The organism is Providencia sp. wls1943, assembly GCF_009706275.1.
Classification (GTDB): domain Bacteria; phylum Pseudomonadota; class Gammaproteobacteria; order Enterobacterales; family Enterobacteriaceae; genus Providencia; species Providencia zhijiangensis.
This window is the reverse complement of sequence record NZ_WLTU01000016.1, coordinates 112,378-134,174: the sequence shown is the minus strand read 5'-3', so window position 1 is coordinate 134,174 and position 21,797 is coordinate 112,378. Positions and strand designations below refer to the sequence as shown.

Below are 21,797 nucleotides of genomic sequence, written 5' to 3'. Positions count from 1 at the left end.
TTTATTGCGTTGAGTCAAAATGTTGGAAAAGCCACCTTTAAAGAATAAAGGTGGCTTGATGCGGCTATTTTTCAGGTTTGAAACGTAATAAACGGTTGGCGTTGCTGACGACGGTAATGGAAGAGAGCGCCATGGCTGCTCCTGCCACAACAGGGTTCAATAACGTACCAGTAATTGGGTATAAAATACCGGCAGCAATCGGAATACCTAGCGAGTTATACACGAAGGCCCCAAACAAGTTCTGTTTCATGTTACGCAGAGTTCCTTTGGAGATAGACACTGCATCGGCAACACCATGTAGGCTCTGGCGCATCAAGGTAATTGACGCAGTTTCAATCGCAATATCACTGCCGCCACCCATGGCAATCCCGACATCAGCACGAGCGAGAGCGGGAGCATCGTTGATACCATCACCCACCATTGCCACTTTATGGCCTTTGGCTTGCAAAGCTTCAATCGCCGCAGATTTTCCGTCTGGCATCACACCCGCAATCACTTCGTCAATGCCTGCCTCTTTGGCGATTGCTTTGGCTGTGACTGGATTATCTCCGGTTAACATTACTAAGCGAAAGCCTTGTTTGTGCAGACGGGCGAGGGCGCTAACACTGTCCTCACGCAATGGATCGCGAATAGACAGCAGTGCTGCAATCTGACCATCAACCGCCAATAGCACCGGCGTAACCCCAAGAGATGCTTGTTGATGGAGTGTTTCATCGATTTCACGGGTATCAATCTGGTTTTCAGCCAGCAGTTTTTGATTGCCGAGTAAAACGGTTTTACCCTCAACAACTGCGGTGACACCTAATCCAGCCAAAGTCCTAAATTGCTGATTGGCAACAATATCCAGACCTTTTGCTCGGCTAACAATTGCTCGAGCTAGTGGGTGGTTAGAACCACTTTCGAGGGACGCCGCAAATTGCAGAGCTTGTGACTCGCTAAAGCCGTTAAATAGGTGGATGTCGGTAACTTGCGGCATGCCTTCCGTTAAGGTGCCCGTTTTGTCAAAGACGATAGTATCTAGTTCGCTCGCTTGCTGTAAGGCATCGGCATCACGCACCAATACCCCAAACTCCGCAGCGCGACCGACACCGGATATAATTGACATTGGCGTTGCAAGACCTAAAGCACACGGGCAGGCAATAATGAGTACCGTGGTCGTGATAACCAGCGCGTAGGTAATTTGCGGAGCTGGGCCCACGAAATACCAAATTGCCCCTGAAATCACTGCAATCGCTACCACAACTGGGACAAACACTGCCGAAATACGGTCCGCTAATTGCCCGATTTGCGGTTTACTGCTTTGCGCTTGGCGGACTAAGTGAATAATACGCGCTAACGTGGTTTGGCTACCCACAGCGGCAGCGCGGAATAACACGGTACCATCTTGCACAACAGTTCCTGCGTGCACGGCATCGCCACGGCTTTTTTGCTGCGGGATAGGTTCACCCGTTAGCATCGCTTCATCCAGCCACACTTCGCCTTCAATGATTTCGCCATCGACAGGGACACGATCCCCAGTGGTTAAGCGTAAAACCATGCCTTGTTTCACTTGAGCGAGGGGCATATCGACCTCCCCTTGTTCGGTGACAACGCGGGCCGTTGGTGGTGTTAAATCTAACAGCCGCTCTAAGGCTTTGGAGGAACGCTGGCGTGCGCGCTGCTCAAGGGCATGACCTAAGTTAATCAGACCAATGATCATGGCGCTAGCTTCGTAATAAAGATGACGAGCTTGCTCAGGGAACAGTTCAGGCCAAATATTGACGACGATGGAGTAGAGCCAAGCCGCTCCAGTACCTAAGGCAACCAAGGTATCCATGGTGGCGCTGCCATTTTTTAAGCTTTGCCATGCACTGCGATAAAAATGCCCACCTGCAAAAATCATCACCAGCAGCGTTAAGACCCCGATAGTGAGCCAAATGTTGTGGTTATCAGCGCTTAACATCATGTTGTCGCCGATCATTCCCCAAATCATCACGGGCACACCTAAAGCAAGAGCTAGTGCAGATTGCCAACGGAAGCGACGCATATTGGCTTGCGCCACTTCTTGCTGGCGTTCACGGCGCTTCGCTTCATCTTGGATGATTTCCGCGCCATAACCTGCTTTTACGACCGCTTCAACGAGGTCATCGGGCTTCGCAGTTCCGGTGACTAACGCACTGCGTTCCGCTAAGTTCACTCGCGCGTTTTCCACGCCAGGTACACTATTAAGTGCTTTTTGCACTTTACTGACGCAGCTGGCGCAGGTCATGCCATCGAGTAATAATTGAATACTGTCATCGGTCACGGCAATATCAGGTTGTTCGCCGAGGTCAGACTCTTGTGCCGGAATATCACAAACTGCCGCTGAATCCGTTTCCGGCTGTTCAATTGATGTCTTCAGCGGCTCAGTTTTTGGGGAGCTAGCACCTTCTTGGGCAAGTTCTGCGTGGAATCCAGCGCCTTCAACCGCCGCGATTAAATCCGCTGCGGAGGCAGTGCCATAAACTTTCGCCAGTTGAGTGTCTACTACTGCGGCAGCAACGCCTTCAATGGCTTCTAATGCTTGCTGGGTTTTCCCTGCGCATTTCATGCAGTTTAAGCCAGAGAGTTGCAATTCTACATTTGGCACAGTAGCTTCAGTGGCTTCATAACCTGCATCCACAATGGTTTGAATGAGGGATTCGGCGCTAGCGCTGCTTTCAATCACGGCGTAATCAATCGTAACGTTGACTGATTCAACATCAGGGCGTGCTTGCAGTGCTTTTGTCACGGAGTCGACGCAATGCATGCAGCTCAAACCTTGTAAGGATAGAATTATTTTCATTTTTGATTCTCCGGGCCATCCCATAATGAGGGGGCTATAATTTGTACACAAAATCAGTCTATAATCCGCTATGTAGTTAAGGTTAAACCTTCCCACAAGGGGAAGGTCAAGGGGAATTATGAATATTAGTGAAATTGCCAAAAAAACCGGTCTGACTGCTAAAGCAATTCGTTTTTATGAAGATAAAGGGCTGATCACACCACCGGAACGCGGGGATAATAGTTATCGCTATTATCAAGCCAGACATCTCGATGAGCTGATGCTTTTAAAGCAAGCCAAAGATGTGGGGTTTACGCTAGACGAGTGCGGGGAATTACTGGGATTGTTTCGTAATCCAAGCCGCCACAGTGCGGATGTGAAAAGTGCGACGATAGCGAAAATTGATGAAATTCAGCAGACGATTTTAAAGCTATCGGCTATTCGGGATACGTTACAAGAATTAGTGGATGTCTGCCCCGGTGATGAAGGGGCAGACTGCCCGATTATTGATCATCTGGCGCGTGGCTGTTGTCACCATGGTAAGGCTTAACTTTTAGGGTATTTCCGTCTACGGCGGTTACTTCCACTTCAGCTTCCGCTTTTAATGGGACGTCGCTGTATATGCGCCAACTGCCATCTGCGAGACGCACACGGCTAAACCCCTCTTCGGTATCAGTTAGCAAGCGTGCCCTGACACCAACCAGCTGGTGGCTGATTTGGTTGACATCATCGGCACGGCTAGCTTTGCGGTGGCTGAGCCATTTTCGCCATAAAATCGCAGAAACGACGGTAAATACCGCGAATAAGATACCTTGCCATTCCCAACTGAGGAATGGCAATGCAAAGGTGAGCACCCCAACGGTGACGGCGGCAATGCCGGACCAAAGTAGGTAGCCACCTGTACCAAGAAGTTCAGCAATCAGCAGTAATCCCCCAAGACATAGCCAAAACCAGACGGGTTGAGTGCTGATAAATTCTATCATTCTTTAGCCTGCTTTTTGTTTGCGCCCATTTTTTTGCTTTCGCCAATGAGTTCAGTGATCCCACCAATCGCGCCCATTAAGTTGCTGGCTTCTAATGGCATCATGATCACTTTACTATTTTCCGCGGAGCCAATGCTGGTAAGGGCGTCAGTGTATTTTTGTGCCACAAAGTAGTTGATAGCCTGCATATCACCGGCTGCTATCGCTTCAGAAACCATTTGAGTCGCTTTGGCTTCCGCTTCAGCCGCACGCTCACGCGCTTCTGCTTGTAAGAAAGCGGATTGACGTTCTCCTTCCGCTTTCAGAATTTGTGACTGTTTCTCACCTTCCGCTTTCAAGATTGCCGCTTGACGAATACCTTCAGCTTCTAGAATATCGGCACGTTTGGTTCGTTCCGCTTTCATTTGGGCGTTCATCGCACTGACCAGTTCTTTTGGCGGTTTGACATCACGAATCTCAATACGGGTGATTTTTACACCCCATGGGTTGGTGGCTTCATCCACCACGTGCAGTAAGCGGCCATTGATAGAATCACGCTGGGAGAGCATTTCATCCAGCTCCATCGCCCCAAGAACCGTACGGATGTTGGTCATGATGAGGTTCAGAACGGATAACTCTAAATTACTGACTTCATACGCAGCACGCACGGGATCAATGACTTGAATAAAGCAGACCGCATCAATGGTCACGTTGGCGTTATCACGGGAGATCACTTCTTGGGATGGAATATCAAGGACTTGTTCCATCATATTGATACGGCGACCAATTTTATCCATAAATGGCACTAAAAGGTGTAACCCCGGCTGTAACGTGCGGGTATAACGCCCAAAGCGCTCAACTGTCCACTGGAACCCTTGTGGTACCGTTTTTACGCAGGTGGTAACGATAACAACGGCAATAATGACAAGAATAACAACTGGTAACGCACCAGACGCGAACAAATCCATAGGTAATCCTTAACTAGTAAAGTAATGAATAAACTTGGCGACGGAACTTGCTCGCAAGTGCATCACCTGTTCCCATTGCTGACATGATATCCATCATGGTTTTCTTGATTGCGCCATCCCCTGCATTTAAGTCTTTGCGTAAGAAGGTGAGCAGCATGTCTAATGCCTCTTCATTACGATTGACTTCGTGAAGCTTTAACGCCAGTTGAACGGCTAACGTGGTATTTTCTTGATCTTGATTGAATTCTTTAATCAGCTGCTGAATTTCTGGGGTATCCGCAGCTTGCTTAGTTAATTCGATTTGAGCTACTAACCCTTGATAACGGCTGTCTTTATCTTGCATTGGCACGGTTGCTAACAAGGCTTCGGCATCATCAATTAAATGTAGACCAATTTGTACTTCTGCTAATAAGAACGTGATATCGCTATTTTTAGGCGCAAGTTGGTTGGCTTCTTTCAGTAATGGCAGGGCTTCTTGAAGTTTGCCTTCCGCCACTAATTCAGCAGCTTGCGCTGCTTTTAACTCTTCAGGGCTTGGTAATACGCGAGAGAGTATTTGCAGCACCGCCTCTTCAGGCTGTGGGCCTTCGAAGCCATCAACTGGGCGACCATTTTGCAGCACATAAACCGTCGGAACGCCTTTTAAGCCAAACTGGCTGGCAATCATTTGTTCTTCATCGCAGTTAACTTTTGCGAGGATAAATAGCCCCGCGTAGTCTTGAGCAATACGCTCTAACATGCTGGTGAATTCCAAGCTTTGCGGGCTGCGTGGTGACCAAAAGTAGAACATGACAGGCATGTTCATGGATTGTTCGATGGTCTGGTGTAGGTTGGTCTCGTTAATATCAATAATTTGTGCGTTAGTTAACATAAACAGTCTCTTTAAAATTCGTTATTAATCATGTCAATGAAATGGGGGCTTAGTTCTATTTTTTCAATCTTTCTTGCCCTGACCCGCGAGGACTTTGTCCATCAGCTTATCGGGTAATACACGTTTTAGTATACGCACAAAAACCGTTAATAATGTGACGGAGTAGCGTACACGTGGACGCGGACTCTCTAATGCCAAAATCAATTTTTTGACCACATCTTCAGGATATAACGTAAATTTTGCGGCAATTCCCGGATTCTTAACTGGCTTATCTTGCTGCGTTTGCGCCACATTTTGGGTAAAGGCACTGTGGATTGGGCCAGGCTCAATTAAGCTGACGTGAATACCAGAACCTTGTAATTCTAAGCGCAAGGCATCTGACCAAGCTTCCAGCGCATATTTGCTGGCGGCATAGGCTCCACGACCCGGCGTCGAAATAATGCCCATTACAGAGCTAGTTTGCACAATGCGACCTTCATGGTGCGGCAGCATGGCGGGAAGTAGCAGGAAGGTCAATTGGTGAACTCCGAAAAAATTACTGGAGAATTGGGATTCCAATTGCTGGCGGCTCACGGTGTTCAATGGGCCATAGACTCCGAATCCGGCATTATTGAATAATCCGAAAAGTTTCCCATTACAGAGAGTCAGAACCTGCTGAGCAGCGGCTTCAACACTTGCAGGGTCGTCTAAATCTAACGCCACGGTTTCGAAGCCAAGTGATTGTAATCGTTCAATATCAGCCTGTTTTCGACAGGTGGCTATCACGCGATAACCACGCTGTTTTAAAGTCTGCGCAGCGCACAACCCTATGCCACTTGACGCCCCTGTTACTAATACCGTTTTTTGCATAACTTTACCTACTCTGGGCTAAATGTTCGCTATCATATTGGTTTATTATAATTTATTTACCTAACAAATTTATTTGGCGAATAACTTTATTTGGTTAATAACATTATTTGGCTAATAAATAGGGTGATAGCTGTTTTTCCATAAAATCTGCAATCGTAGGCTGAGCTTGCTCAGTTGGATGGATACCATCAGGTTGGATCCATTCCGGTTTGGTGATCACGCTCTCCATAAAAAATGGGATCAGCGGAAGGTGATTTTTTTCAGCCAGCGTTGGGTACACTTTTTCAAAGCTGGATGTGTAGCGTTTACCGTAGTTTGGCGGGATGCGAATTTGCATTAAGAGCGGTTTAGCACCATTTTGCTCTATTTGGTCAATAATCTGTTGTAATGTTATACCTAACTGTTCAACAGATAGTCCTTGCAAACCATCATTAGCTCCCAGCTCAATCAGTACCCAGTCTGGTTTGTGCTGGGTAAGCAGTGTGGGGAGACGCTCTAACCCTTGAGAGGCGGTATTACCACTGATACTGCCATTAATAACTAAAATTGGTGGCGATTTTTTTTGCCAACGTTCGGCAAGTAATGTTGCCCAAGCTTGCTCGGCGGGTATTCGATAGCCTGCACTAAGACTATCACCGAGGATCAATAGTTTCGTTGCCGCGAGTGTTTGTCCACTGGCGGTAACTAACAGGAGAAAAACCAATATATGTCGGCGCAAAATATTCTTGAAGTTCATCATCTCATTAAACGTGTTGGTCAAGGTGAACATGAACTGACTATATTGCAAGGAGTCGAGCTAATTGTCGAGTCTGGTCAGACAATTGCCTTAATTGGTGAGTCAGGATCAGGAAAATCCACCTTACTAGGCATTATTGCTGGGTTGGATGATGGCACTAGCGGCACCGTGAAGTTGCTTGACCAAGACTTAACGACCATGGACGAAGAAGCGCGGGCGCGATTACGGGCGCAAAGTGTCGGTTTTGTTTTCCAATCCTTTATGCTTATTCCAACCTTGAATGCGCTTGAAAACGTTCAATTACCTTCATTACTACGTGGCGAATCCGAAACCAAAAGTCATCAACAGGCGGTGAATTTACTGACGGATTTAGGGTTAGGAAATCGCTTAAAGCATATGCCTGCGCAGCTTTCAGGCGGTGAGCAGCAGCGTGTGGCATTGGCTCGGGCATTTAATGGCCAACCTCAAATCTTATTTGCTGACGAACCCACAGGAAATCTGGATCGTCATACGGGGGATAAAATCGCCGATTTGTTATTTGCGATGAATAAAGAGCACGGTACTACGCTAATTTTGGTCACTCATGACAATGAGTTAGCCGCCCGTTGCCAACGTCGATTACGGTTAGTTGATGGGCAGCTGAGGGAAGAGTCATGATTTGGCGCTGGTTTTGGCGTGAATGGAAAACGCCGTCTCTGTTGATTGTGTGGCTCGCGTTAACCTTGGCGGTAGCCTGCGTGCTGGCGTTAGGGCGTATCAGTGACCGCATCGAAAATAGCATGAGCTACCAGAGCCAAGAGTTGCTGGCGGGGGATTTGGTACTGCGTTCATCTCATCCGAGCGATCCAGCTTGGCTTGATGCTGCAAAGCAAGCTGGGATGACTTTGAGCCAGCAGATTGCATTTTCGACCATGGCGTATTCTACTGCTGATGAAGAGGGGCGCCCGCAGTTAGTGTTAGTGAAAGCAGCAGATGCGAGTTATCCCTTATACGGTGACTTAGTGACCGAGCCTGCGGGATTAAAGCCCACCAAAGGGCATATTCTCGTCGCCCAGAGATTATTGGAATTACTGAACTTAAAGGTTGGCGAACAGATTGATATCGGCGATGGGACGTTCACGATTTCAGGAACGTTAATTCAGGAGCCGGATAGTGGTTTTAACCCCTTTCAAATTGCACCGAGGGTGTTGATCTCGATTGAGGATGCGCCATTAACTGGGGCGATTCAAGTCGGAAGCCGCTTAACGTATCGCGATATGTTTGCGGGTTCTCGCCAAGCGATTGATGCATTCAAAGAGAAATATGATGCTCAGTTACGTAGCGATCAGCGCTGGTATGCTTTGGATGATGATAGCGGTGCGGTGGGAAAAACCTTTAAGCGCGCTCAGCAGTTTTTACTGTTATCGGTGTTGCTAACGCTGTTATTGGCGATCGCGGCGGTGGTGGTGTCGATGACCCATTATTGTCGAAGCCGTCATCAGCTTATTGCGGTTTTGAAAACACTGGGGGCAGGCCGCAGTGCGCTACGTAAGTGGATTATCGGCCAGTGGTTAGTGATTTTAGTGGCTGCGGCATTATTAGGGTCTTTGCTGGGACTGGCTTTTGAAGGCATTTTAATGCAGATATTGTCGGCAATGTTACCTAAAGCCTTGCCGAGCGCCAGTCTTTGGCCGTGGATCTGGGCGGTGGCCACGCTGTTTATCATCGCGATTATTGTGGGGAGCCGTCCTTACTATCAATTGATGGGTACTCAACCTTCTCGAGTGTTACGGGAAGATGCCAAATCACCAATTTGGCCACTGTATTATTATCTGCCTGTGGTTACGTTGATTGTGGTCGGCGGGTTATTCCTGTTTGCGGGGGTAAACCCACTGTTATGGTCAATCTTACTGGGGATTGTCGTCGTAGCGGTGCTTCTGGCATTGATTGGTTGGCTAGGGTTGTGGTTGCTGAGAAAAATGCAATTTCGCCAGCTAAGCTTGCGTTTATCAGTCAGTCGCTTGTTACGCCAACCATTGCAAACTATTACGCAGATGAGCGCATTTTCACTGTCATTTATGCTATTGGCGTTGTTGATTTTGGTTCGAGGGGATCTTTTAGAACGCTGGCAGCAGCAGCTCCCTGCGGATAGCCCGAACTATTTTCTGATCAATATGACTCAATCTCAGCTTGATCCTGTGACGCAGCTTTTGAAGCAGTATCAAGTCACGCCAACAGAGTTTAATCCGGTTGTGTTAGCGCGTTTATCGGAAATAAATGATCAGTCTGCGATTGAGTGGGCGGATGCTCGCGATCCCAATAATAACACGGTTAGGCGAGAGCTTAGTTTAACGTGGCAATCAACATTGCCGCCTGCAAACGAGTTAGAGCAAGGGAGTTGGCCGCCGAAAGCGGGAGAAGTTTCCATTGAGCAAACTGTCGTTAAAGAGTTAGGGTTAAAAATCGGCGATAAGCTAACATTCAATGCAGGTTCGCAGATTTTCACGGCAAAAGTGAGCAGTGTTCGTAAAGTGGATTGGGAAAGTTTGCGTCCTAATTTCTACTTTATTTTTGCGGAAGAAACGTTATCACCAATGCCAGAAACGTGGTTGAGTAGCTTCCATTATGATGGTGATGGGCAACTGTTAACTCAGTTGAGCCATCAGTATCCGACGATTAATGTGCTGGATACTGGTGCTATCATCACGCAAATTCAGCAAATTTTACAGCAGGTAAGCCAAGCTTTAGAAGTGATGGTGGTCTTGGTGATTTTCTGTGGCTTATTATTGTTACTCGCACAGATTCAAGTGGGTATGAGCCAACGAGAGCGGGAGCTGGTGGTGTATCGCACCCTCGGTGCAAGCAAAAAATTGATGCGCCGTACTTTATGGAGTGAATTTGCCTTACTCGGTGGAATGGCAGGGCTAGCTGCGGCATTTGGGGCTGAAGTCGCACTATGGTTATTGCAAACTAAGGTATTTGATTTCCCGTGGCAGCCAGAATGGCGCTTGTGGGTATTGCTGCCTCTCTGCGCAGGGTTCTTATTATCCGTATGCGGTGGCTGGTTAGGGCTGCGATTATTGGGTACGGGTAGCCAACATCGCCGTTTGTCTAATAGTTGATAATACGGCTCCGTTGTTTAATGGGCATCTCATGATGGATGCCCATTAAACTAACTGTCTCTAATCCTTCACAAAACCTTCATTCGCCATGGTTATTATTTGGCTATCAATTATTGATGGCATGAAAAATAGGAAAATAACAATGGCTCGCCTTAATCGAAAAAAATTCAAGCTGACATCTCTTTCTTTAATTCTTGGTTTAATCTCATTTAGCACCGTAGGGATCGCTCAACAATCATTAGTTCAAAAGCAGGTGCCCGCCACACTTGCTGGGCATGCTGTTTTATCGGTGGATGCGACAGTGCCAACGCCGGAAAATGCACCTTCGGATATGCAACACAGTGGCAAATACACCACAGGAACTCGCGTTGATACTCTGAGTAAAGTCGAGGGAAAATCCGATGGGCGTCCAACGGGCAAGTTTGTTCCAATCAAGGGGCAACCGTTACAAGGTCATTCGGGTATTAAGCGTATGGATGATGGTACCTATTGGGTGCTCACAGATAACGGTTTTGGGAATAAAATGAATTCCCCTGATTCTATGCTCTATTTAACTCAATATGATATTGATTTTAAAACGGGAAAAGCCAACCCGTTGAAAACAATTTTTTTCCACGACCCCAATAAAATCATTCCTTTTCATATTATTAACGAAAGCAGTGAGCAGCGTTATTTAACGGGCAGTGACTTTGATCCGGAAAGTTTTCAATTTGCAGATGGAGCCTTGTGGGTGGGAGATGAATTTGGACCTTATCTCATCAAAATGGATTTAGATGGCAAAGTATTGGCGCTATTTGAAACGCAAGTTGAAGGCAAGAAAGTCATTTCTCCTGATCACTACACACTGACAACACCAGGTAAACCTGCGGATAAAGTCGCCTTCCAAGTCAATCGCTCAAAAGGTTTTGAGGGAATGGCATCATCGCCGGATGGCACCAAACTTTATCCAATGCTGGAAGGCACTTTGTGGCAAGAAGATAAGCAAGATTATGAGAATGTGAACGGCAAGAGAGCTGCGCGTATTCTTGAATTTGATGTGAAAAAACAGGATTGGACGGGGCGCAGTTGGTTATATGTTTTTGAAGATAATCAAAATGCGATTGGTGATTTTAACTTGATTGATGACACTCACGGTTTGATTATCGAACGTGATAATGGCGAAGGTACTGCAGATAAAGCATGTGCGGAAGGTGCAACAAACAAAGAAAATTGCTTTAGCAATTTAGCCAAATTTAAACGTGTTTATCGTATTGAGTTTTCGGATAAAAATGTAGGCGGTGCAGTGGATAAGCAAGCCTATATTGACCTGATGAGCATCCAAGATCCTAATAATCTAGCCAGAAAACCGCTAAATGATGGGGTATTTACCTTCCCATTCTTTACGATTGAAAACGTGGATGTCGTGGATAATGAACATATTATCGTCGGTAACGATAATAACTACCCGTTCTCTTCCAGCCGTGAACCCAATCAAGCGGATGATAATGAATTTATTTTGCTGAAAGTACCCGAGTTATTGAAGTAATTCGTCATCGGTTATATCGGTATGAAGTAGAACGTGTAAATGGATCCTTGTTTTTCCCTTGGTTTGATATTTGCTCGGGTTATCCCCGAGCGTTTTTCTTTTTAGGGATTAATCTTTTTTACTTCTAAAGCAGGTGGCTTCATCATTAAAGTAAAAAATAGGATCACGATAACCGGAGCGGCAATGGTCAAAAATGCAGGAGTAAAGCTGCCTGTAATATCCTTAATTGCCCCTGCGATAAATGGTGCTAAACAGGCAATTGTTGAGATTAAATTGACGACGGAGAACAACTCTAAATAAGGCCCGCGACCAAAATAATTAGACAGTAAAACACTGGAGGCTAAGAAGGTCATGCCGTAGCCGACACCCACACAAATCACGAATAAAATCAGCCAGAACCATGATGTGGAGATACTCAGTGCCACTACGCCAAGCACCATGATAATTAGGCTACCAATCAATAAACGTTTCGGCTCCAGCCATTCACCTGCTGCGCCCCCTAAGAAGCGCGAAAATGCATTTACAAACGCCATGGTACTTAGCAAGGAAACTGCGATGGTCATGCCAAATCCGCGTTCTTCAATATGTGCAACGGCAAAACTATTCACGGTGATCCCGCACCATAAGAAAGAGGTATAAGTTGCGGCAATTAAATAGAATTGCCAAGTGCGTAATGCGCGGCGAACGGTCCAAACTTCAGCGGTACGATAAATAGGCTTATTCGCATGACTGACTTGTTTTTGCATTATTTTCTTGGCGTGGTCTTGTTCTTTTTTCCCTTCACGCAATGCCAAGATAGTGATGATGGTGACAATACTCAGATAAACTGCACACAATACCCAGTGCATCCGCCAAGAGCCTAATTGATTCGATGCGTAGAAGTAAATCCAAGGACCGGCAACGCCGCCTAATCCACCAATTGTGAAATACAATCCAAATGCCAGAGATTGTTTTTCAAATAGGCGAGAAAGTACATAGGTGCCCGGAACGGTCGCTAATAGTGTAAACCCGATGCCAATCAAGGCGGTTCCTAAGAAATAGGTGCTGATAGCTTCGGTGGAATAGAGGCTATAGAAGCCAGAGCAGAACACCAGCATACCTAAAAGCAGCGTGAGACGAACACCGACTTTACGTATTAGCAATGAGGGTAGAAAGCTCGCTAAACCGCAGGTTAACCCGAGTAAAGTAAAACCAAAGCCTGCCTCAGTCCAACTCCACTTTAATTCGCCGATCATACTCGGTAATACTACGCCTAATGAGGTGAAGGTGGTGGCAGTAGCAAGGAAATAAACCAGTCCGAGGAGAATAAGAATCGACCATTGGTATAACGGACTAAACGGTGAGGCTTGTGTTTCTGGCATATGCACTCCAGTGGCGCCCTAGTGAGTTAGTCATCACTCACAAGTAATCACTATAAAAGTAGGGCAAAAATAGCACAATGCCCGAAATATCACTTTCGGGCACGAATAGCGCTATTTTCCCTATTTTTGGCGAGAGTACCAGCCTAATTTTGTTTTTGCCCACTCAATGCCACTTTTATACTCATTTGGCAGCATTGGGATCAAATTATCGAGGGTATTTTCGAGCTGATGGACATCGCTATGAGTCAGATTTAAGTGACCCACTTTACGTACAGGGCGCACTTCTTTCTCATACCAATGTAAATGGACTAAAGGCAGATTTAACCATTCTTGGTTAACATCAGTGCCAATTAAATTGACCATCACAGCAGGGCTGAAAACTTCTGGCGTCGGCATCGGTAAATTTAAAATTGCGCGTAAGTGAAGCTCGAATTGGCTAATAGATGCGCCGTTTTGAGTCCAATGTCCACTATTATGAACGCGTGGGGCGATTTCGTTGATCAGCAGTTTATCGCCAACCACAAAACATTCCATTGCCATCACACCGACATACCCTAACTCATCCATCACGGCACTGAGCATCGCCTGTGCTTGTCGTTGCTGGGCAGGGTTTGCATCAGGGAAAGCGACGCTGGTGCGTAAAATCCCTTCTTGGTGAAGATTATGGGTGATTGGGTAGAATACGGATTCGCCGGATTGACTACGAGCACCAATCACGGAGACTTCAGCATCAAATGGGATCCCTTGCTCTACGATACATTCACCGTAAATTTCTGCTGGGAGGTTTTGTTCGTCACCGGGGCGAACACGCCATTGGCCGCGGCCATCGTAGCCACCTGTTCTGCGTTTCACGATCAAAAAATCACCCAGAGTGGCGAATAGTTCTGGCCATTGGTCTAGTGATTCTAATAGTGCCCAAGGCGCTGTCGATAAATTTAACGAGTCGAACAGGCTTTTTTGTGGGAAGCGGTCAGCTAACCGAGGAAAAATATCACGGTTAATAAATGCATTATGACGTGCTAACTCTTTGGTTAATGGGGTTTCAGGCCAGCGCTCAATTTCAGCCGTGATCACACTTTGCTGATAAGGAACGGCTTCAGGCTCGGCATCTAACCCAACCGGAAAGACAGAAATGCCTAGCGGTTCGCCTGCTTGGCGCAACATGCGACCTAATTGACCGTTACCAAGGACACAAACCGGTTTCATTACGCTTCCCTCGGATCTGGGTTATTTAATACGTCGTTGGTTTGTGCTTCACGCCATGCGGATAAGCGATTGAATAGCTCGCTATCATGAGTGGCTAAAATTTGTGCGGCTAGCAGAGCGGCGTTAGCTGAGCCTGCTTTCCCAATAGCAAGTGTGCCAACGGGAATGCCTTTTGGCATTTGAACGATAGAATACAGGCTATCGACACCACTTAATGCCGCACTCTGTACAGGGACACCAAGGACGGGAACCAGCGTTTTGGCGGCTAACATTCCTGGTAAATGAGCTGCACCACCGGCACCTGCGATGATCACATCAAAGCCATTCTGTTTGGCATTTTCAGCAAAAGAAAACAGTTTGTCTGGCGTGCGGTGTGCAGAAACAATCTCAACATGGAAAGGCAGTTGCAGTTCGGTCAGCACGTCAGCAGCATGCTGCATGGTTGTCCAATCACTTTTAGAACCCATAACAATGGCGATTTTTGCCGCAGATTGAGCAGGAACTTGGGCAGTCATTTGGTGTGATCCCTGTATTGAAAAATATCACCCTGAGGGTGGGAATGTGAATTGCCCCGATCATATCACGGTAATTGGACAAGGAAAACGTTTGCGTGATTATAAAGTAAGCAAACGGTCGTACTGACGACCAACAATTTACCTAGGTGTCTTTATCAAGATAGAAATGCTAAAAAGGAACTGTGTTAAAAAGGAACTATGTTAAAAAGGAAAGAAAATAAGCTCAATGCCGTTTTCGTTGATCACAAAGGCGGAACCTTCGCTGTGCCATGCGCCTAAAACTCCACGAAAATGAAGTTGACCACCGATATTAATCTCGTGGATAGCAGGGCGATGCGTATGTCCGTGGATCATCCATTGTGCTTGGTGGCGGTTTAAGGCATCAATCACTGCGTCAGAATTGACGTCCATAATGGCTTCGGATTTCATACTGCTGGCATATTGGCTATTGCGACGCATCTTTTGCGCAATACGGCGGCGAATAAAGAGCGGTAGAAGTAAAAATACCCGTTGGATCCAAGGAGTATGGACTTTTTTACGGTAGTTTTGATAAGCGGCATCGTCGGTGCATAACGTATCGCCGTGCATAATTAAAATACGCTTATCATAAAGTTCAAGTAAAGTTTCTTGGGGCAAAATAGTCATGCCACACTGCTTTGCATAACGTTGACCCAATAAAAAATCGCGATTGCCATGAATGAAATAACAAGGAATTCCACGTTCACTCAGCTGTTTTAAGGCTTGAGCGATTTGCTGATGCAAGGGGGTATTATCATCGTCGCCAATCCAATAATTGAAAAAATCACCGAGGATATACAGGCTATCGGCGTGGATGGCTTGCTGTTCAATAAATGCAAGAAAACCGGCGGTGATCGCCGGTTCATCTTCACTTAAATGCAAGTCTGCAATGATATAAGTGGACATAAATTCAGGGATTACTCACTGACAGTCACTTTTTCAATCACTACGTCTTCGCGAGGTACGTCTTGGTGGAAACCACTGCGACCTGTTGAAACGCCTTTGATTTTGTCAACAACATCCATGCCTTCAACCACTTCAGCAAATACGCAGTAACCCCAGCCATCTGGGCGCTCTGAACGGAAGTTTAAGAAGTCATTGTCAGCGACGTTGATGAAGAATTGTGCTGTTGCTGAGTGTGGATCGTTAGTACGAGCCATTGCTAATGTACCGCGGCTGTTTTTCAGTCCGTTATTAGCTTCGTTCTTGATAGGCGCTTTAGTGTCTTTTTGGTTCATGCCCGGCTCAAAACCACCGCCTTGGATCATGAAGCCGTTAATAACACGGTGGAAAATGGTATTATTGTAGAAACCTTCGCGGCAGTAGGTTAAAAAGTTTTCGACAGTAACGGGTGCTTTGTCTGCGAAAGTTTTGATAACGATGTCACCGTGATTGGTATGAAATGTAACCATAATAGCTATCCTGAATAATTGTTTTTTATGCGCTAACTTGCGAAAGCGTTGAGATCAGCAAGTTTATATCACAGATAAAACCTGACTTGAAGCGACAGTGTGTTTGCAAAATAGGTTATCCCATAACAGTGACCTAATAAATAAGGCGATAAAGTCAGGCGCTAACCTTGCTTTCTTCGGGTGATCGCGATTCAATACCGTGCTATTTTCGTAAGGTTGAATCTGGATATTTTATCCTCAACATCGCGATAATCTGATGTATGATAGATATACACGTACTAATAAAATGGAAATAAAAAGATGCTACAGATTTTCAATACACTGAGTCGTCAAAAAGAAGAATTTAAACCCATCCATGCTGGAAAGATTGGGATGTACGTGTGTGGCATCACCATTTACGATTTGTGTCATATTGGTCACGGTCGTACCTTTGTGGCTTTCGATGCAATTAGCCGCTATTTACGCTATTTAGGCTATGACCTGAATTATGTGCGCAACGTGACGGATATTGATGACAAAATCATTAAACGTGCCGCTGAAAATAATGAAAGCGTGGAAGAGTTAACGACGCGCATGTTAGCGGAAATGCACAAAGATTTTGATGCATTAAATATCCTACGTCCAGACAGCGAACCGCGTGCTACTCGCCATATTCATGAAATCATTGAGCTAACTGAAAGCTTGATTGAGCGCGGTCATGCTTATGTTGCAGATAATGGCGATGTCATGTTTGAGGTCAAAACTGATCCAAATTACGGCTTATTATCTCGCCAAGATTTAGACCAGCTTCAAGCGGGTGCCCGTGTTGAAGTGGCTGATGTAAAACGTAATCCAATGGACTTCGTGTTATGGAAAATGTCCAAAGAGGGTGAACCAAGCTGGGAATCGCCTTGGGGATTAGGTCGTCCAGGTTGGCATATTGAATGTTCGGCAATGAACAGCAAAACATTAGGCAACCATTTTGATATTCATGGCGGCGGTTCAGATTTAATGTTCCCGCACCATGAAAATGAAATTGCACAATCTACTTGTGCCCATGATGGTCCGTACGTTAATTACTGGATGCACTCCGGTATGGTGATGGTTGATAGAGAGAAAATGTCTAAATCTCTTAATAACTTCTTTACCATCCGTGATGTATTAGAGTACTACGATGCAGAAACTGTACGTTATTTCCTGCTTTCGGGTCACTATCGTAGCCAATTGAACTATACCGAAGAGAACTTAAAGCAAGCCCGCACCGCGTTAGAGCGTCTGTATACCGCACTGCGTGGTACGGATAAATCGGCTGCTCCGGCAGGCGGTGAAGTGTATAAGAGCCGTTTCTGTGAAGCGATGAATGACGACTTCAATACACCAGAAGCTTATTCGGCATTGTTTGATATGGCGCGTGAATTAAACCGACTGAAAACTGAAAATATGGATGCAGCAAACGGCATGGCAGCTCAATTACGTGAGCTGGCAAAAGTGCTGGGGCTGTTAGAGCAGGATCCTGAAACTTTCTTGCAAGGTGGTGCACAAGGCGAAGATGATGCGGAAGTCGCAAAAATCGAAGCGCTGATTAAACAGCGTAACGATGCGCGTCAAAGTAAGGATTGGGCGCTGGCGGATCAGGCGCGCGATGCTTTAACGTCAATGGGAATTGTGTTAGAGGATTCGTCTGCGGGCACTACGTGGCGTCGCAAGTAGTTCGTCATATTTCGTGCTGTGGCGGTGTTGGCGTCACTCGGCTACGGGTCACATACTCATGTATGCTCCCCGAGATATCCTTGTTAGCCGCCTAGCCACAACACGAACTATTTAGAATACTATTCTTTGGTATATTTTGTACGGTGGCGCCTTGCTACAATTCGAATAATTTAGGTAAATAGAAAATTTTAAGTGAAATATACACCCTAAAAATACAACTTTTTAGTGGTAATATTTAGATAGATGTAGGTTAACAAATAAGAACAAAACCCACTAAAAATGATCTGTTTTTGGTGGGTTTTTTTATGGATGCTGCGGCTAAATTTGCAAGCGTGAGGTGGGGCGGTTATCGATACTGTTAAGTGAAATGTTAACAATGGATTTTAATATTGGGTCATCGAAACGGTGAATTCACTCACGATGAAAATAGAGATAAGGCTAAATATGCTTCCAATAAACGCTAATCGACTAACTGTATCGCAATCGACAGAATTTCCAGCATCATCACACACAAGCCATTTCCCTGAACGCATTAAATCCATCCAAAATATCTCCGAACTTAGCCCTCATTTGTCTGAAACAAAATCCGTCAAAAGAAATAGACTAAAGTTAAAATTAGATATTTTAGCCACTGTTCAGCGCTCTGAATTTGATAAGCTGTTAGAGAAAACGAATGCACTTATTGATGAAAAAAACATTGAATACGACACGGAGAATAGAGGGCAGCGATATCCCAATATTGGTAGTGCGAAACACACGCAGATATCAATACGGAGTGCCAATAAATCCATTGTGAGCCTTGCTGCTAATCGGCTACAAGTGGGGAGTGAAAATTTAGCCATTCGCTGCCAATACCCCCAAGATAATGCTCAAGCCATTGAAAATCATCTATCTATGCTTATGGCAAACAAGACTCCGATATTAGTCGTCTTAGCATCAAAAAATGAGATCCACGGCTCTATTTTTCAAAAAGATAAGCTGCCACCTTACTTTATGAGTAATCAAAAATATGGCGCCATTGAAGTTACCACTAGGCGAGAAAAAAAAGACTATAAAGTAGTCCCTAAACAAATCAATGTAGGAGAAAAATCATTGGAGTTTAGCCAATATAAAATGGATATTTTTAATGGCTATAAAAAGCATTCAATCCCTGTGATCCACGTGACTAATTGGGATGATGGGGGAACGGTGACAACGGAGGAGTTAGTTAAATTAAACCAGCTCATTAGAGTCATCAATGAAGGTCGCTTATTTGAACTCTATAAAAATCAAGGAGTAGAAATAGAAGGAGAAAATAAACCGCTTCCCGTTATTCATTGCAAAGCTGGCGTTGGCCGAACAGGGGTATTAGCGGCATGCATGCAGTGGAGAAAGGCAGAAAATAAACTATCGATGGAAAATATCGTATTAGCGTTACGGGAAACAGGAAGCCCGAATATGGTCCAGAATGAAGCACAATATCGGCAATTACAAGAATTCACAAATGCACCATTATCCCCAACAAAAACAAGCAGTAAGTGGGCTTTTTGATTGGGTAACAAAAGGTAAGCTGAACAGAGCTCAGCTCACCTCTATCAAGGGTGCTGTGAGAACTACTCTTGCACCTTGATTTGTTCGCTTCCCATAGAAACGACTTTGCCTGCGACAATTTTGCAGCGTTTACGTGTTTCAACAACGCCATCAACTTGCACTAAGCCATCAGCAATCATTGATTTTGCCATCGCGCCACTTTCCGCCCAACCTTCAATTTTTAGCAGGTCGCATAGCTCAATATGGGGATGACCATCAAGATGAAAAATATCCATTGTGACTCCAAATTACATTAAATATCGTGGTACTCTTCGCACGCTTGTAGCGTGTTTTGAATCAGTGTAGCCACGGTCATTGGCCCAACACCGCCCGGTACGGGTGTGATCCATGCAGCGCGTTTTGACGCTTCATCGAAGTCAACATCTCCAGTCACTTTGCCATTTTCTAAGCGGTTAATACCCACATCGATAACGATAGCGCCCGGTTTGATCCATTCGCCTGGAATAAAGTTAGGTTTACCCACAGCCACGACCAGTAGATCCGCATTACGGACATGCTGTTCGAGATCTTTGGTAAAGCGATGGGTGACGGTGGTGGTGCAGCCCGCTAATAATAATTCAAGGCTCATCGGACGACCAACAATATTTGATGCGCCAATGATAACGGCATTTAAACCGTAGGTATTAATGTCATAACGCTCAAGTAAGGTAACAATCCCTCTTGGCGTACAAGGACGCAGGCGAGGGGCACGTTGACATAAGCGCCCGACGTTATAAGGGTGGAAACCATCGACGTCTTTATCGGGATGAATGCGTTCGATCACTTTGACGTTATCGATGCCAGCAGGTAATGGTAACTGAACTAAGATGCCATCAATTTCATTATCTTGGTTAAGGTCATCAATCAGCTTGAGCAATTCAGCTTCAGTGGTCGTGTCTGGTAAATCATAGGAGCGAGAAATAAAGCCAACTTCTTCGCAAGCACGTCGCTTACTGCCAACATAAATTTGAGAAGCGGGATTAGCGCCTACGAGAATAACGGCAAGCCCTGGAGCTCGTTTACCATTGGCAATACGAGTTTGTACTTTTTGAGCAACTTCCTGTCTAATTGCTTGCGCAATCGTTTTCCCATCAATAATTTTTGCTAACATCTGTAACTTAATCCATATATGAGACACGGGGGATGCCTCTATTTTGTCAGAACTTGCTAGCAATGTCAGGTCTATCTGATAGATAAAGTAACCATATCGTTATTTAAGTAGTGAAAAGCCATTGACTCGGCGCTCAGCAACCGTATAATTCAACGCCATCAGCCAGATAGGCTGTCTGCGCACACAATGCGCCCTTAGCTCAGTTGGATAGAGCAACGGCCTTCTAAGCCGTAGGTCACAGGTTCGAATCCTGTAGGGCGTACCATTTAAAATCAATGAGTTATGTGATTTTAAAAAGAAACCCGCAAGAGGTGCGGGTCAAGTAACGGGTCAAGTTAGTATTACAGCTTTTCGCTCCTGACCCACTCTTCATAAACGTGCTCTGGCCAACCTAAAAACGTACCACCTTTCGTTCTTTCTGGCTTAGGAAACTCATTTCGTTTAGCGTACATTCTCCATATTGTAGGTTTACTCTTTCCAGTTAATTGGATCATCTCTTTCCATTTAATGTATCTTGTCGTTGTGGAAGTCACTTATCACCTCCTTTCACATATCCATTCTTTAACACCATTGCCGCAACTTCAGCGGGTACACCCAAAGACATAGCATCATCGATAATGGTGTTTAAATTTCCTTTGCTAAGATCCTCGACGGTTGTTGGCCATACATTTTGTGGAATAGAGCAGCAGACACAGAAACCAATCTGCTCAGTTGTCATTTGAATGATTTCCTCTATGGTAAAATTCATTCGTTGATAGCCGGCATCCCAAACAGCATCCGTTACATCACCCGGATCACCACCTGCGTTTGTAATGATATTGACGAGGTTAAAATCAAGCGTTGTCATCTTTCACCTTCCTTGCGCGTTTTTTCTTTTTGGTGATCGGGATTAACTTTGGTGCAACGATTTGTGGTGCTGGTGGTAGAGGAGGGCATATACCCATCCTGATATAACAGCGCTGTCGAATTCCATGAATAATTCTGGTAGTCCAATCGCAGCCGTCATCAACATGGTGTACGGCTTTGAGGATCGGAGAGTTGTATTCATTAATCTCGTGTTCGGTGTTATCTTGTTCAATCACTTGTTAGCCTCCTTGCAAATACATTTATAAGCCCGTAGAA

Annotated in this window: 22 protein-coding genes and 1 tRNA gene; 7 read left to right on the top strand and 16 right to left on the bottom strand. The window is 45.4% G+C overall.

What is annotated here, in order from left to right:
* Positions 1-64 precede the first annotated feature (64 nt).
* Positions 65-2,803 (bottom strand): copper-exporting P-type ATPase CopA, encoded by a 2,739-nt coding sequence (gene copA / locus GKR48_RS06880; protein ID WP_154627537.1) that lies wholly within the window; start codon positions 2,801-2,803, stop codon positions 65-67.
* A gap of 118 nt (positions 2,804-2,921) precedes the next feature.
* Between copA and cueR the strand changes: the two genes are divergently transcribed.
* Positions 2,922-3,332, top strand: a complete 411-nt coding sequence (cueR, locus tag GKR48_RS06875) for a Cu(I)-responsive transcriptional regulator (protein ID WP_036952159.1) — start codon at positions 2,922-2,924, stop codon at positions 3,330-3,332.
* On the opposite strand, the gene GKR48_RS06870 is transcribed toward cueR, so the two are convergent.
* From GKR48_RS06870 to tesA, 5 genes are all read right to left on the bottom strand, one after another.
* Complete coding sequence (locus GKR48_RS06870) at positions 3,286-3,765, bottom strand: NfeD family protein (RefSeq protein WP_108478322.1); 480 nt, start codon at positions 3,763-3,765, stop codon at positions 3,286-3,288. The genes cueR and GKR48_RS06870 overlap by 47 nt on opposite strands.
* Positions 3,762-4,712 carry an SPFH domain-containing protein gene (locus GKR48_RS06865; RefSeq protein WP_132496720.1) on the bottom strand — a complete coding sequence of 317 codons (951 nt, stop codon included), beginning with the start codon at positions 4,710-4,712 and terminating at the stop codon, positions 3,762-3,764. The genes GKR48_RS06870 and GKR48_RS06865 overlap by 4 nt, the downstream gene beginning before the upstream one ends.
* 13 nt (positions 4,713-4,725) lie before the next feature.
* Positions 4,726-5,583 (bottom strand): co-chaperone YbbN, encoded by an 858-nt coding sequence (locus GKR48_RS06860; RefSeq protein ID WP_154627536.1) that lies wholly within the window; start codon positions 5,581-5,583, stop codon positions 4,726-4,728.
* Between the two features lie 63 nt (positions 5,584-5,646).
* Positions 5,647-6,432, bottom strand: coding sequence for an SDR family oxidoreductase (locus GKR48_RS06855; RefSeq protein ID WP_154627535.1), 786 nt, complete (start codon positions 6,430-6,432; stop codon positions 5,647-5,649).
* A 103-nt stretch (positions 6,433-6,535) separates the two neighbouring features.
* Positions 6,536-7,171: a multifunctional acyl-CoA thioesterase I/protease I/lysophospholipase L1 gene (gene tesA / locus GKR48_RS06850; RefSeq protein WP_154627534.1), complete on the bottom strand. Its 636-nt coding sequence runs from the start codon at positions 7,169-7,171 to the stop codon at positions 6,536-6,538.
* On the opposite strand from tesA, the gene ybbA reads away from it, so the two are divergent.
* From ybbA to GKR48_RS06835, 3 genes are all read left to right on the top strand, one after another.
* Positions 7,139-7,825 (top strand): putative ABC transporter ATP-binding protein YbbA, encoded by a 687-nt coding sequence (gene ybbA / locus GKR48_RS06845; RefSeq protein ID WP_154602453.1) that lies wholly within the window; start codon positions 7,139-7,141, stop codon positions 7,823-7,825. The genes tesA and ybbA overlap by 33 nt on opposite strands.
* Positions 7,822-10,269 carry a putative ABC transporter permease subunit YbbP gene (ybbP, locus tag GKR48_RS06840; protein ID WP_154627533.1) on the top strand — a complete coding sequence of 816 codons (2,448 nt, stop codon included), beginning with the start codon at positions 7,822-7,824 and terminating at the stop codon, positions 10,267-10,269. The genes ybbA and ybbP overlap by 4 nt, the downstream gene beginning before the upstream one ends.
* 142 nt (positions 10,270-10,411) lie before the next feature.
* Positions 10,412-11,794, top strand: coding sequence for an esterase-like activity of phytase family protein (locus GKR48_RS06835; RefSeq protein WP_154627532.1), 1,383 nt, complete (start codon positions 10,412-10,414; stop codon positions 11,792-11,794).
* Positions 11,795-11,895: 101 nt separating this feature from the next.
* Here GKR48_RS06835 and GKR48_RS06830 read toward each other — a convergent pair whose 3' ends face one another.
* The 5 genes from GKR48_RS06830 to ppiB all read right to left on the bottom strand — a co-directional run bounded on the left by GKR48_RS06830 (position 11,896) and on the right by ppiB (position 16,306).
* Positions 11,896-13,155: an MFS transporter gene (locus GKR48_RS06830; protein WP_154627531.1), complete on the bottom strand. Its 1,260-nt coding sequence runs from the start codon at positions 13,153-13,155 to the stop codon at positions 11,896-11,898.
* A 120-nt stretch (positions 13,156-13,275) separates the two neighbouring features.
* Complete coding sequence (gene purK / locus GKR48_RS06825; RefSeq protein ID WP_154627530.1) at positions 13,276-14,361, bottom strand: 5-(carboxyamino)imidazole ribonucleotide synthase; 1,086 nt, start codon at positions 14,359-14,361, stop codon at positions 13,276-13,278.
* Positions 14,361-14,876: a 5-(carboxyamino)imidazole ribonucleotide mutase gene (gene purE, locus GKR48_RS06820; protein ID WP_154627529.1), complete on the bottom strand. Its 516-nt coding sequence runs from the start codon at positions 14,874-14,876 to the stop codon at positions 14,361-14,363. Before purE ends, purK begins: the two co-directional genes overlap by 1 nt.
* A 201-nt stretch (positions 14,877-15,077) precedes the next feature.
* A complete protein-coding gene (gene lpxH / locus GKR48_RS06815) occupies positions 15,078-15,800 on the bottom strand; it encodes a UDP-2,3-diacylglucosamine diphosphatase (protein ID WP_154627528.1) in 723 nt (240 codons plus the stop codon).
* Between the two features lie 11 nt (positions 15,801-15,811).
* Positions 15,812-16,306: a peptidylprolyl isomerase B gene (ppiB, locus tag GKR48_RS06810; protein ID WP_006659258.1), complete on the bottom strand. Its 495-nt coding sequence runs from the start codon at positions 16,304-16,306 to the stop codon at positions 15,812-15,814.
* A 300-nt stretch (positions 16,307-16,606) separates the two neighbouring features.
* Here ppiB and cysS point away from each other — a divergent pair, with 300 nt between their 5' ends.
* Both cysS and GKR48_RS06800 read left to right on the top strand, forming a co-directional pair.
* On the top strand, positions 16,607-17,995 hold the full coding sequence (gene cysS, locus GKR48_RS06805; RefSeq protein WP_154627527.1) for a cysteine--tRNA ligase: 1,389 nt from the start codon (positions 16,607-16,609) through the stop codon (positions 17,993-17,995).
* A gap of 420 nt (positions 17,996-18,415) precedes the next feature.
* On the top strand, positions 18,416-19,525 hold the full coding sequence (locus GKR48_RS06800; protein WP_154627526.1) for a protein-tyrosine phosphatase family protein: 1,110 nt from the start codon (positions 18,416-18,418) through the stop codon (positions 19,523-19,525).
* A gap of 62 nt (positions 19,526-19,587) precedes the next feature.
* Here the strand turns inward: GKR48_RS06800 and ybcJ are convergent, their stop codons facing one another.
* Together ybcJ and folD are read right to left on the bottom strand one after the other, a co-directional pair.
* Positions 19,588-19,800 (bottom strand): ribosome-associated protein YbcJ, encoded by a 213-nt coding sequence (gene ybcJ / locus GKR48_RS06795; RefSeq protein WP_108478314.1) that lies wholly within the window; start codon positions 19,798-19,800, stop codon positions 19,588-19,590.
* Between the two features lie 17 nt (positions 19,801-19,817).
* The gene (gene folD, locus GKR48_RS06790) at positions 19,818-20,675 is read right to left on the bottom strand and encodes a bifunctional methylenetetrahydrofolate dehydrogenase/methenyltetrahydrofolate cyclohydrolase FolD (protein ID WP_036952132.1); all 858 of its coding nucleotides are present in this window, start codon (positions 20,673-20,675) and stop codon (positions 19,818-19,820) included.
* Positions 20,676-20,863: 188 nt separating this feature from the next.
* Here folD and GKR48_RS06785 point away from each other — a divergent pair.
* Positions 20,864-20,940 (top strand) — tRNA-Arg (locus tag GKR48_RS06785).
* Positions 20,941-21,016: 76 nt separating this feature from the next.
* Here GKR48_RS06785 and GKR48_RS06780 read toward each other — a convergent pair.
* Genes GKR48_RS06780 through GKR48_RS06770 form a run of 3 tightly spaced genes read right to left on the bottom strand, consistent with a single transcriptional unit; the run spans position 21,017 to position 21,757 of the window.
* Complete coding sequence (locus GKR48_RS06780; RefSeq protein WP_041701684.1) at positions 21,017-21,169, bottom strand: helix-turn-helix transcriptional regulator; 153 nt, start codon at positions 21,167-21,169, stop codon at positions 21,017-21,019.
* 35 nt (positions 21,170-21,204) lie between these two features.
* A complete protein-coding gene (locus GKR48_RS06775; RefSeq protein WP_154627525.1) occupies positions 21,205-21,522 on the bottom strand; it encodes a hypothetical protein in 318 nt (105 codons plus the stop codon).
* On the bottom strand, positions 21,509-21,757 hold the full coding sequence (locus GKR48_RS06770; RefSeq protein ID WP_154627524.1) for a hypothetical protein: 249 nt from the start codon (positions 21,755-21,757) through the stop codon (positions 21,509-21,511). Before GKR48_RS06770 ends, GKR48_RS06775 begins: the two co-directional genes overlap by 14 nt.
* Positions 21,758-21,797: the final 40 nt, after the last annotated feature.